This is a genomic window from Citrobacter sp. Cpo221, from assembly GCF_030332345.1.
Classification (GTDB): Bacteria; Pseudomonadota; Gammaproteobacteria; order Enterobacterales; family Enterobacteriaceae; genus Citrobacter; species Citrobacter portucalensis.
Map to the genome: position 1 here is coordinate 206273 of NZ_JAOWIA010000057.1, position 12501 is coordinate 218773.

A 12501-nucleotide genomic window follows, 5' to 3' on the forward strand; every position below is an offset into this window, starting at 1 on the left:
ATGCACAACTCAACTCCTCTTTCCGCCCTGCGCAACCTGCTGATAGCGCAGGGGCTGGATGGCATGATTGTTCCGCGCGCCGATGCTCATCAAAGTGAAGATTGTACGCCGCATGACAATAAACTGGCCTGGCTGACCGGTTTTAGCGGCTCTGCCGGCCTCGCGTTGGTCCTTCGGGATCGCGCGTTAATGTTTGTCGATGGACGCTATCAGGTCCAGGTACGCAATGAAGTCTCGCTGGATGATTTTGAAATTCATCATTTACACGATGAGCCGCTGGCCGACTATTTGCAGTCTCACGTTGCAGCGGGTACACGTATCGGCTTTGAACCAATGCTGATGGTCAACAGCCAGTTTGAAGCCTTGTCGGCAACACATTGCAAGCTGGTGCCTCTTGAGCAAGATCCTTTTGACCAGGTATGGCTAGACCGACCGGCAGCCCCCTGCGGCATCATTCGTGAAATGCCCATTGAAATCAGCGGGGAAAGCAGCACGCAAAAGCGTGCCCGCGTCGTGGAACAACTCGCTCAACACCAGGCTGACGTGCTGGCAATTACCCTGCCGGATAACATTGCATGGTTATTGAATGTACGCGGTTCGGATCTGGCCATGGTGCCAGTGCCGTTTTCGTTTGCCCTGCTCCATCGCAGCGGTGAGCTGGAATGGTTTGTGGATAGCAATAAAACGCAGCAACTCCCCGCATCACTACTGAACACGCTCACGCTGGCCCCGCAAGAGAGTTTTCTGACTCGCTGCCAGCAGTTGGCCAATGGGAAGCGCTTCCTGGTCGATAAAGACTACGCCCCGGTCGCGTTGCGTTTTGCCATTGAAGAACACGGTGGCAACGTTCTTTGGGCGCCCGATCCCATCACTCTGATGAAATCCCACAAAAATGACGTTGAACTGGCAGGCTATCGGGAATGCCATGAACAAGATGGCGCAGCCTGGGTAAACTTCCTTGCCTGGCTGGCCCATGAAGTTCCTTTGCGCGAAGCGGCAGGCAATCCGGTCACCGAGCTGGAAGCGCAGGCCAAGCAACTGGAATTTCGCCAGCAGCAGCCGGGATTTATCGAGCAAAGTTTCAGCACGATTTCGGCCTCTGCCAGCAATGCCGCAATGTGCCATTACCACTCCAGTGAAAAGACCAATACGCCAATTACCTCGCAGGCCATGTATCTGAATGATTCCGGTGGCCAGTACCACAATGGTACGACGGATACGACGCGTACCCTCGCATTTGGCCCACAGGATCCGCAACGTCGCCTACATTACACAGCCGTGTTGAAAGGCTTTTTGTCGCTTATTTCGCTGCAGTTTCCCAGTGGGACTCAGGGCCATCAACTGGATGCCTTTAGCCGCCGGGCGTTGTGGGAGCTGGGACTGGATTTTGATCATGGCACGGGACACGGCGTGGGTCACCAGTTGCTTATTCATGAGCAACCCCATCGCATCGCCAAAAAAGTAAACCCGTGGCCACTGGTCGCAGGCAATATCATCACCATCGAGCCGGGTTATTATCTGGCCGGACAGTATGGGATCCGTATTGAGAATCAGGTGGAGATTATCAACAGTCGTCCTGGTTTTTGTCGTTTCTCAACGCTGACGCTGGTACCGATTGATTTGAATCTGGTTGAACTGCATCTGCTGAGTGATGCTGAGAAACAGTGGATTGATGATTACCACCAGCAGGTCAGAGAGACGTTATCCCCGCGCGTGAACGCAGAGGCACGTCCATGGCTGTTCGCTGCCACCGCACCGATTCGCGTTCAGGCTAATTAATGCAATAAAAAAGGCAGCCCGCAGGCTGCCTTAGTTCTCCCCAACATCTTACTGCTTAGCTGTTACGGATGTACTCATCCATTTCAGTTTTCAGGTTATCGGACTTAGTCCCGAAGATAGCCTGAACACCGGAACCAGCTACCACAACGCCAGCCGCCCCCAGTTTCTTCAGGCCAGCCTGATCCACTTTGGCAACGTCAGCCACGCTGACACGCAGACGGGTGATGCACGCATCAAGGTTAGTGATGTTTTCTTTACCGCCGAATGCCGCAACCAGAGCCGGAGCCATTTCGCCGGACGCACCTGCTTTGCTGTCTTCGGTAGCATCTTCACGACCCGGAGTTTTCAGGTCCAGCGCTTTGATCAGCACACGGAAGATGGTGTAGTAAACAATCGCATAACCGATACCGACAATCGGGAACAGCCATAGTTTGCTGCTGTTACCGGACAGAACGATAAAGTCGATCAGACCGTGGGAGAACGACGTACCGTCACGCATACCCAGCAGGATACAGATCGGGAATGCCAGACCAGCCAGAATCGCGTGGATGATGTACAGGATCGGCGCCACGAACATGAAGGAGAACTCGATCGGCTCGGTAATACCGGTCAGGAACGAGGTCAGCGCCGCGGAGATCATGATACCGCCCACTTTCGCGCGGTTTTCTGGTTTAGCAGAGTGCCAGATAGCGATAGCGGCAGCCGGCAGACCGTACATTTTGAACAGGAAGCCACCGGACAGTTTGCCCGCAGTCGGGTCACCCGCCATATAGCGAGGGATATCACCGTGGAACACCTGACCTGCAGCGTTGGTGTATTCACCGATCTGCATCTGGAAAGGAACGTTCCAGATATGGTGCAGACCAAACGGCACCAGGCAGCGTTCAATGAAGCCATAGATACCGAACGCCACGACCGGGTTCTGGTATGCAGCCCACTGGGAGAACGTCTGAATAGCAGTACCGATCGGAGGCCAAATGAAGGACAGAACCACACCCGTGAAGATGGCAGCCAGACCAGAAATGATAGGAACGAAGCGCTTACCCGCAAAGAAGCCAAGATACTCAGGCAATTTAATACGGTAGAAGCGGTTGAACATATACGCTGCAATCGCACCGGAGATAATCCCCCCGAGAACACCCGTATCAGCAAGGTGTTTAGCGGCGATCTCTTCAGCAGGTAAATGCAGAACCAGCGGCGCAACAACAGCCATGGTTTTAACCATGATGCCATAAGCAACAACGGATGCCAGTGCAGATACGCCGTCGTTGTTGGTGAAGCCTAACGCAACACCGATAGCAAAAATCAGCGGCATGTTTGCAAAAACAGAACCGCCTGCTTCTGCCATTACGTGCGATACAACGGCTGGCAGCCAGCTGAAGTTAGCGGAACCGACGCCCAGCAGGATACCTGCAATCGGGAGTACGGAAACCGGCAGCATCAGCGATTTACCGACCTTTTGCAGGTTAGCAAATGCATTCTTAAACATAATTAGGAGTGCTCCTGAGTATTTGTGCTTATACACTTCATCCTTCAAACCGCCTCTGCGTTGGCTGCGCGCTTAAATCCCAGTCACTTACTCTGGTAAGCTCCTGCAATTCACTCACTTGCCGCCTTGATGCCGCTTGAATGATTTTGTGTATTCTACGTTCTCACGCATTGGCGAGGGGGGAGAACCTCGCCGTGTACAGGGCATCTAAGTACCCTTTATTTATTACACAGAGTAAAATAATTCAGTTTGTTTTTGTTTGACGGCTATCACAGTTCAGTCGTGAATGGCCGCAAAATCCGCACATTCCGATAAAATGAGTTTCAGAATGTGTCAAACTGATTATTCACCGCCCATTTTGTGGCGGTGAACTTTACTCGCATTAGTGATTAATTACGAGCTTTAAAAAAAGTCAGTTAACGAACAGATTGCAGGCGAGAAGCGTCGATGTGAAACAGGCGGGCAAAGTTATCAGTGGTTGCCTGCGCCAGTTCTTCAACGGCAACACCTTTCACTACGGCCATGTACTCTGCAACGTCACGAGTCATGGCGGGCTGGTTCTCTTTTCCACGATGCGGTACAGGCGCAAGGTAGGGAGAATCCGTCTCGACCAATAACCGGTCCAGAGGAACATAGCGGGCGGCATCACGGAGCTGCTCTGCATTTCGGAACGTGACGATGCCGGAAAACGAGATATAGAATCCAAGGTCCAGTAATTTGCCCGCCGTTTCTCTGTCCTCTGTAAAACAGTGTAGTACGCCGCCACAATCCGTCACTTTTTCTTCGTGCAGAATAGACAGCGTATCGGCTCGCGCATCGCGGGTATGCACGATAACCGGCTTCTGTAACTCACGGCCGATCTGAATGTGGTGGATAAAAGATTCCTGCTGGCGCACCTTTGTTTCCGGCGTGTAAAAATAGTCCAGCCCGGTTTCTCCCATCGCCACAACCCCCTCTTCGGCGGCAAAACGACGCAGGTCCTCAACATCATAGGTTTCATCCTGATTTAACGGATGCACGCCGCAGGAAAAAACCACATTGTCACGCTCACCGACCAGTTCGCGCATACTGCGATATCCTGGCAGAGTTGTCGCGACGGCAAGACAGAATTTCACATCGCGTGCGGCCGCTTTCGCCAGCACGTCATCCACGTCCTTATGCAGAGATTGATAATCCAGGCCATCAAGATGGCAGTGTGAGTCGACTAAAAACATAATGTCTCTCTCAAAGATGGGGAACAGGCAGTACGGAGCCTGGTTGCAGGTAATGCTCAATACGAAGAATAAGATCGGTTAACACCAGCTCACGGTTTACGCCCGTCACGTTCAGCAGTTGCTGACGACAATGACAAACGTCACCGAGTATCGCCTGTATCTGGGCAACGGATAACCGTTCTGCGATAGAAGATATCAGGTCCAGTGCATCAGGATTCGTTAAATGGGAAACGCCATACGGACGTTTCAACGCATCGGTCAACAACGTTGCCAGCCAGTGTAAACGGGCGGCAGCCTGATCGTGGTTTAACGCCGCGAGCAGTATATACCAGTCGCCTGTGTTTAATGTGTTCACCAGTGCCGCACAAAAATCTGTGCGGTGCGCCCAGCTTTCAGCCTGTAACAACGTAAGTGCCGCGCCTGGCGAACCTGCACTCAGGCGTAACGCGCTCAGCAGCGCTTCTGACGACGCAGTCACTTCACGAGCAAGCCAGGAAATCGCATACGACTCCGGCGGTGGTGCAAGATGATGTAACCGACAACGGCTGCGTAATGTCGCCAGCAAGCGAGCTGGCTCTGTGCTGGCGAGGAAAAACCAGGTTTGTGCCGGGGGTTCTTCCAGCGTTTTCAGCAAGGCGTTGGCGGCGGCATCAGTTAACTGGGCAGCATCCGGGATCCACACGACCTTCGCGCCGCCGAGACGCGAATGCTCGTACAGCTTTTCACTGACTTCGCGTACCGCATCAACCCCCAGCGTGCTTTTGCCTTTTTCCGGCAGCAGCGAATAGTAGTCAGGGTGCGTCCCCGCCTGCATTAGCTGACAGCCGCGGCACTGTCCACAGCTTTTATGCCCTTCCGGCTGCTGGCACATTAAATAGCGGCTGAGGGCGTAAATCAGCGCGTCGTCGCCCATTCCGGGTAACGCCTGAATCAGTAACGCATGGTGACCACGACCCGTCTGGTAGCTGGCTACCAGTTTTTCAAAATCCGGTCGTAACCATGGGTACCATTTCATGCGCCCTGCTCCTTCACCCATTGGGTGATGGTATGACGGATATCAGCCATCACAGCCTCCAACGGCTGCGTAGCGTCTATAGTACGAATGCTGGCGTCTTTGGCAGACAGCTCAAGATAACGCGCGCGAGTACGATTAAAGAAGTCGAAAGATTCCTGCTCAATACGATCCAGCTCGCCGCGGGCACGGGCACGCTTCAACCCGACTTCTGGCGTCACATCCAGATAGATCGTCAGGTCCGGACGAAAATCACCAAGCACCGCATCACGCAGGGTTGCCAGCATGTTTTGATCGATACCGCGTCCGCCGCCCTGATACGCCTGGGTCGACAGATCGTGACGATCGCCAATTACCCACGCGCCTTTCGCCAGTGCAGGTTTAATAACGGTTTCGACCAACTGCACACGCGCCGCGTAAAACATCAGAACTTCGGCTTTATCGGTAATGACCTCGTCACCGACCGATTTAATATCCAGCACCAGACTTCTTAGTTTCTCAGCCAGCTGCGTTCCACCAGGTTCGCGGGTGAAAACCATGTCACGAATACCGAGTTGCTCAAGTGTCTCCACCACCACGTTACGCGCGGTGGTTTTTCCGGCGCCTTCCAGGCCTTCAATGACGATATAGTTACTGCCCATTTTTTTCCTTAAGCACTTTCAGGTAATCCTGCACGGACCGGTTATGGCTGGCAAGATTGGTGTTAAACGTGTGGCCGCCTTTACCGTCAGCCACAAAATAGAGATACGGTGTTTTTGCCGGATGCGCCGCGGCCTGCAATGAAGCCTCTCCCGGCATGGCAATCGGGCCTGGCGGCAGTCCAGTAATGGTATAGGTGTTATAGGCGGTCGGGGTGTCTAAATCCACACGCGACAATTTGCCATTATACCGTGTACCCATCCCGTAAATCACGGTCGGATCGGTTTGTAAACGCATACCGATACGTAAGCGGTTAATAAAGACCGAAGCCACCTGGTCGCGCTCGCTGGCGACCGCAGTTTCTTTTTCAATAATAGAAGCCATGGTTACCAGCTGATTTTTGTCCTGATAAGGCAGGCCATCAGCGCGCCCCTCCCAGACAGTATCCACCGCTTTAACCATTTTCTGATGCGCGCGTTTTAGCAACGCTACGTCAGTAGTATTGGCGGTATACATCCAGGTATCTGGCCAGAACCAGCCTTCTACCCATTGCGGGTTTTCCAGCTTAAGTGCCTCGGCCACGGTCTCATAGCTATCGTCGCTTAACGTATGTTTGATATACGGGGCATCACGCAGCTGTTTGAGATAATCGCTCAGGCGCATCCCTTCAACCAGACGTAACGGGAACTGCGCCTCTTTGCCGCTTTCCAGTAGTTGCAGCATGTCCCGCACCGTCATGTCAGGCGTGAAGCGATATGTTCCGGCCTTAAAATGCGACAGCTCGGGCTCCACACGCAGCAGCCACTGGAACACGCGCGGACGATTGATAACTTTGTCTGCATACAGCTGTTCGCCGAGAGCCAGACGGCCCGTCCCCGCTTTCAGCGTAAAAATCGTTTCTTCTTTAATCAATAATTTGCTGTCCGCCAGATGGCGAACTTTCCACATTCCCACTCCAGCGGCAATGCCCAGCACAACCAGCAATAACAGGACAACAAGTAACAGTTTTTTCATGACTAATTCGGGTGCTCACAAAGTGGGGCTAAATAATCGAATAACAAACGTGAAGACAACAACGTGTCGCCACAGGCACGCACGGGAATAATGGGCATTAACGCGTTACAGACGACGATTTCATCAGCCTGCATTACCTCCTCCAACCCGGCATACACTTCGACAATACTGAATGGCGATTGTGCCAGCATCCGGATACAGAATTGTCGCATAATACCGTTCACTCCGGCCTGATCCAGCCGGGGCGTGTAAACCACATCGCCTTTACGCCAGAACAAATTAGCCGCACAGCATTCCGTAACCCATCCCTCGCTGTCAAGAACCAGCGCTTCATCGGCGTCCGTCTGTTCAAGATGAGAGCGAATCAACACCTGCTCCAGTCGATTCAGGTGTTTAAGCCCGGCAAGCAGTGGATTACGTCCCAGCCGCACTGGGCTTAGCGCCAGCGTAATACCTTCTTGCCGCCAACGATCGTAATGATCGGGCCAGGCTGAAACGGAGAGGATGCGTGTGGCACTATGACAATTTTTGCCACTGTAACCCCGGCCTCCACTGCCACGGCTGATAATCACTTTCAACACACCGCGTACGTGCCCTTTCGCCAGCATTTTCATTTCATTTTGCAGCTCGGACCAATCTTCAAAAGAGATCAGCAGTTTTTGGCAAGCGTCTTGTAAACGCTCAAGATGCGCTGCAAAGAGAGGGATTTCGCCGTCGATAATACAGGCAGTGGTAAAACAGCCATCACCAAATTGGGTCGCTCGATCGCTTGCGGCCAGCATATTCTGCTCGCAGCCATTAATTAAGAACATGGTGGCTCCTTATTTCTGGTCCGCTAGTTTGGCAGGATGAGGTACACAGGACAAGGGCGGAAAACCGAATAAAAAAAGGCCCGACAAGCGGACCTTTTCAATTTGCAATCGATGCTAGCGCATCACCTGACGGACTTAAATCTTTTTAAAGATCAAAGAGCCGTTGGTACCACCGAAGCCAAAGGAGTTACACAGCGCATACTCCAGACCACTAACCTGACGCGCTTCGTGAGGTACGAAGTCCAGGTCACAACCTTCATCCGGGTTATCCAGGTTGATGGTTGGCGGAATAGCCTGATCGCGCAGCGCCAGGATAGAGAAAATTGACTCCACCGCGCCCGCCGCACCCAACAGGTGTCCGGTCATGGATTTAGTGGAGCTTACCATCACACGGCTTGCCGCATCGCCAAAGACAGATTTCACTGCCTGGGTTTCCGCTTTATCGCCCGCTGGGGTAGACGTACCATGTGCGTTGACATAGCCAATCTGACCCGCTTCAATAGCCGCATCGCGCAGTGCGTTGACCATTGCCAGCGCAGCGCCTGCACCGTTTTCCGGTGGCGACGTCATGTGGTAAGCATCGCTGCTCATACCGAAGCCAACGACTTCAGCATAGATTTTTGCACCGCGCGCTTTTGCATGCTCGTACTCTTCCAGTACCACCATGCCAGCGCCGTCGCCCAGCACAAAGCCGTCACGCTCTTTGTCCCACGGGCGGCTTGCCGCTTGCGGGTTATCATTACGCGTAGACAGTGCACGTGCCGCGCCAAAGCCACCCACACCCAACGGCGTACTGGCTTTTTCAGCACCACCCGCAACCATCGCGTCTGCATCGCCGTATGCAATGATACGTGCGGCATGACCGATGTTATGCACGCCTGAAGTACAGGCGGTCGCGATGGAGATGCTTGGCCCTTGCAGGCCGTACATGATGGTCAGGTGACCAGCCACCATGTTAACAATCGTCGACGGAACGAAGAACGGGCTGATCTTACGCGGTCCACCGTTTACCAGTGAGGTATGGTTTTCTTCGATAAGACCGAGACCGCCAATACCAGAGCCGATAGCGGCGCCAATACGATGAGCGTTCTCTTCCGTAATTTCGAGGCCAGAATCCTGCATGGCCTGAACGCCAGCGACAATTCCATATTGAATGAAGGCATCCATCTTGCGCTGTTCTTTGCGCGAGATAATGTCTTCACAGTTAAAATCCTTTACTAAGCCAGCAAATTTCGTTGCATAGGCGCTAGTATCGAAATGGTCGATCAGGCTGATGCCACTCTGACCGGCAAGGAGAGCTTTCCAGGTAGACTCTACGGTATTGCCGACAGGAGACAACATGCCCAGTCCGGTCACAACTACACGACGCTTAGACACGGTTGTCCTCCAGGGAGGGAAAATAATTCAAGTGGGATAAAAAGATAAAACTCAGGCGGTCGAATGACCGCCTGGAGATGTTCACTTACGCCTGGTGGCCGTTGATGTAATCAATGGCAGCCTGAACGGTAGTGATTTTCTCAGCTTCTTCGTCCGGAATCTCAGTATCAAACTCTTCTTCCAGAGCCATTACCAGCTCAACGGTGTCAAGAGAATCTGCGCCCAGGTCTTCAACGAAGGAAGCATTGTTGGTTACTTCTTCCTGCTTAACGCCCAGCTGTTCGCCGATAATTTTCTTAACGCGTTCTTCGATAGTGCTCATACTCTTAAATTTCCTATCAAAACTCGCTTTCGCGATGGTTTTCGTAGTGTATAAAATGTTGAAAAATTTGCAACTAAATCCCGGCAGGTCTTACCACGATTTTACGTTATTTTGAGGCCAAGACCTACAATAACGCAAATATTTTTCATCGTGGTTAAACCATGTACATCCCGCCGTTGACGTGCAAAGTCTCACCTGTGATGTAACTTGCTTCGTCAGAAGCTAAAAATGCAACCGCACTGGCGATTTCCTGAGCGCCGCCGAGGCGACCCGCAGGAACCTGCGCCAGAATACCCGCACGCTGATCATCAGACAGCGCACGCGTCATGTCCGTTTCAATAAAGCCCGGAGCAACAACGTTTACAGTAATGCCACGAGACGCAACTTCGCGCGCCAGTGATTTACTGAAGCCGATCAGACCCGCTTTCGCCGCAGCGTAGTTAGCCTGACCCGCATTTCCCATGGTACCAACCACAGAACCGATAGTGATAATACGCCCATGACGCTTTTTCATCATAGCTCGCATTACCGCTTTTGACAGACGGAAAACAGATGACAGGTTGGTTTCGATGATATCGTTCCACTCGTCATCTTTCATGCGCATTAACAGGTTATCACGAGTAATCCCGGCATTATTGACCAGGATATCGACTTCACCAAATTCTGCGCGAATATTTTCCAGAACAGATTCGATAGATGCCGGATCGGTCACATTCAACATCAGACCTTTACCATTTGCACCTAAGTAATCGCTAATGGCCTGCGCGCCGCTTTCGCTGGTAGCAGTACCGATAACTTTCGCGCCACGGGCAACGAGTGTCTCAGCAATTGCGCGGCCAATGCCACGGCTTGCACCGGTAACCAGCGCGATTTTTCCTTCAAAACTCATGGTCTTCCTCTTTTATTGCTCTAGCGCCGCAGACAGTGCCGCCGGCTCATTCAGTGCCGAAGCAGTCAGGGTATCAACAATACGTTTCGTCAGACCGGTCAGAACTTTACCCGGACCGACTTCATACAGGTGCTCTACGCCCTGGGATGCCATAAATTCAACGGTTTTAGTCCACTGAACCGGGCTATACAGCTGACGAACCAGCGCATCGCGAATTGCGTCTGCCGTAGTTTCACACTTCACATCAACGTTGTTCACAACCGGAACAGTCGGTGCGTTAAAGGTGATTTTCTGCAGCTCAACGGCCAGTTTCTCAGCAGCAGGCTTCATCAGCGCGCAGTGAGAAGGAACGCTGACCGGCAGCGGCAGCGCACGCTTAGCGCCCGCGGCTTTACAGGCAACACCAGCACGTTCTACGGCTTCTTTATGCCCGGCAATAACCACCTGACCCGGTGAGTTAAAGTTTACCGGTGAAACCACCTGGCCTTCGGCAGACTCTTCGCACGCTTTAGCGATAGCGGCATCGTCCAGACCGATAATAGCAGACATGCCGCCAGTGCCTTCCGGAACCGCTTCCTGCATGAATTTGCCACGCAGTTCAACCAGACGTACGGCATCGGCAAAACCGATAACACCCGCACATACCAGCGCAGAATATTCGCCCAGGCTGTGACCCGCCATCAGCGCAGGTGTTTTACCCCCCTGCTGCTGCCATACGCGATAAAGCGCAACGGATGCGGTCAACAGCGCGGGCTGCGTCTGCCAGGTTTTATTCAGTTCTTCAGCCGGACCTTGCTGAGTCAACGCCCACAGATCATAGCCCAGTGCAGCTGATGCTTCAGCAAATGTTTCTTCAACAATTGGGTAGGTTGCTGCCATTTCAGACAACATCCCAACGGTCTGGGAACCCTGCCCCGGAAACACAAATGCAAATTGCGTCATGTTTAAATCCTTATACTAGAAACGAACCAGCGCGGAGCCCCAGGTGAATCCACCCCCGAAGGCTTCAAGCAATATCAACTGCCCAGCTTTAATACGCCCGTCGCGGACGGCTTCGTCCAGCGCGCACGGTACGGAGGCAGCAGAGGTATTACCATGTCTGTCGAGCGTCACGACAACATTATCCATCGACATACCCAGCTTTTTAGCTGTCGCGCTGATAATGCGCAGGTTAGCCTGATGCGGCACCAGCCAGTCCAGCGCAGAACGGTCGAGATTATTGGCTTCCAGCGTTTCATCAACGATGTGCGCAAGCTCGGTCACCGCGACTTTAAATACTTCGTTACCCGCCATCGTCAGGTGGATCGGGTTTTCCGGGTTCACGCGATCGGCGTTAGGCAGCGTCAACAGTTCGCCGTAGCGACCGTCAGCGTGCAGATGCGTGGAGAGAATGCCTGGCTCTTCTGATGCGCTCAGTACAACCGCACCAGCCCCATCACCGAAAATGATGATCGTTCCGCGATCGGTTGGATCGCAGGTACGGGCAAGGACATCGGAGCCAACGACCAGAGCATGCTTAACTGCGCCAGATTTAACGTACTGGTCGGCAACGCTCAGGGCGTAAGTGAAGCCAGCACAAGCGGCTGCAACGTCAAACGCCGGACAGCCTTTGATCCCCAGCATACTTTGGATCTGGCACGCCGCGCTTGGAAATGCGTGAGTGGATGATGTGGTAGCAACCACAATCAGACCAATTTGTTCTTTGTCGATGCCCGCCATTTCAATCGCACGGTTTGCGGCGGCAAAGCCCATCGTCGCAACTGTTTCATTTGGCGCTGCAATATGGCGTTCACGGATACCTGTACGAGTGACGATCCACTCATCAGATGTCTCAACCATTTTTTCCAAATCGGCGTTAGTACGCACTTGTTCAGGCAGATAGCTGCCAGTACCAATAATCTTCGTATACATGTACGCTCAGTCACTTTTTGGTTATATACCGCTACGAGCAAAT

Annotated in this window: 12 protein-coding genes; 1 reads left to right on the forward strand and 11 read right to left on the reverse strand. The window is 52.8% G+C overall.

What is annotated here, in order from left to right; all coding sequences use genetic code 11:
* The gene (locus OGY72_RS16585) at positions 1 to 1779 is read left to right on the forward strand and encodes an aminopeptidase P family protein (RefSeq protein WP_286548379.1); all 1779 of its coding nucleotides are present in this window, start codon (positions 1 to 3) and stop codon (positions 1777 to 1779) included.
* A 55-nt stretch (positions 1780 to 1834) separates the two neighbouring features.
* Here OGY72_RS16585 and ptsG read toward each other — a convergent pair whose 3' ends face one another.
* The 11 genes from ptsG to fabH form a co-directional block, all read right to left on the reverse strand.
* On the reverse strand, positions 1835 to 3268 hold the full coding sequence (ptsG, locus tag OGY72_RS16590; RefSeq protein ID WP_003036277.1) for a PTS glucose transporter subunit IIBC: 1434 nt from the start codon (positions 3266 to 3268) through the stop codon (positions 1835 to 1837).
* Between the two features lie 416 nt (positions 3269 to 3684).
* The gene (locus OGY72_RS16595) at positions 3685 to 4482 is read right to left on the reverse strand and encodes a metal-dependent hydrolase (protein ID WP_003832193.1); all 798 of its coding nucleotides are present in this window, start codon (positions 4480 to 4482) and stop codon (positions 3685 to 3687) included.
* Between the two features lie 10 nt (positions 4483 to 4492).
* Positions 4493 to 5497, reverse strand: coding sequence for a DNA polymerase III subunit delta' (holB, locus tag OGY72_RS16600; RefSeq protein WP_003832190.1), 1005 nt, complete (start codon positions 5495 to 5497; stop codon positions 4493 to 4495).
* Positions 5494 to 6135, reverse strand: a complete 642-nt coding sequence (gene tmk, locus OGY72_RS16605; RefSeq protein WP_286548381.1) for a dTMP kinase — start codon at positions 6133 to 6135, stop codon at positions 5494 to 5496. The genes holB and tmk overlap by 4 nt, the downstream gene beginning before the upstream one ends.
* Positions 6125 to 7147: a cell division protein YceG gene (gene yceG / locus OGY72_RS16610; RefSeq protein WP_008784373.1), complete on the reverse strand. Its 1023-nt coding sequence runs from the start codon at positions 7145 to 7147 to the stop codon at positions 6125 to 6127. The genes tmk and yceG overlap by 11 nt, the downstream gene beginning before the upstream one ends.
* A gap of 2 nt (positions 7148 to 7149) precedes the next feature.
* A complete protein-coding gene (pabC, locus tag OGY72_RS16615; RefSeq protein WP_286548382.1) occupies positions 7150 to 7959 on the reverse strand; it encodes an aminodeoxychorismate lyase in 810 nt (269 codons plus the stop codon).
* 135 nt (positions 7960 to 8094) lie between these two features.
* A complete protein-coding gene (gene fabF, locus OGY72_RS16620; protein WP_003036260.1) occupies positions 8095 to 9336 on the reverse strand; it encodes a beta-ketoacyl-ACP synthase II in 1242 nt (413 codons plus the stop codon).
* Positions 9337 to 9421: 85 nt separating this feature from the next.
* Positions 9422 to 9658, reverse strand: coding sequence for an acyl carrier protein (acpP, locus tag OGY72_RS16625; protein ID WP_000103754.1), 237 nt, complete (start codon positions 9656 to 9658; stop codon positions 9422 to 9424).
* 154 nt (positions 9659 to 9812) lie between these two features.
* Complete coding sequence (gene fabG / locus OGY72_RS16630) at positions 9813 to 10547, reverse strand: 3-oxoacyl-ACP reductase FabG (protein ID WP_003036255.1); 735 nt, start codon at positions 10545 to 10547, stop codon at positions 9813 to 9815.
* A gap of 12 nt (positions 10548 to 10559) precedes the next feature.
* A complete protein-coding gene (gene fabD, locus OGY72_RS16635) occupies positions 10560 to 11489 on the reverse strand; it encodes an ACP S-malonyltransferase (RefSeq protein WP_126318487.1) in 930 nt (309 codons plus the stop codon).
* Positions 11490 to 11504: 15 nt separating this feature from the next.
* Complete coding sequence (gene fabH, locus OGY72_RS16640; RefSeq protein ID WP_003832181.1) at positions 11505 to 12458, reverse strand: beta-ketoacyl-ACP synthase III; 954 nt, start codon at positions 12456 to 12458, stop codon at positions 11505 to 11507.
* Positions 12459 to 12501: the final 43 nt, after the last annotated feature.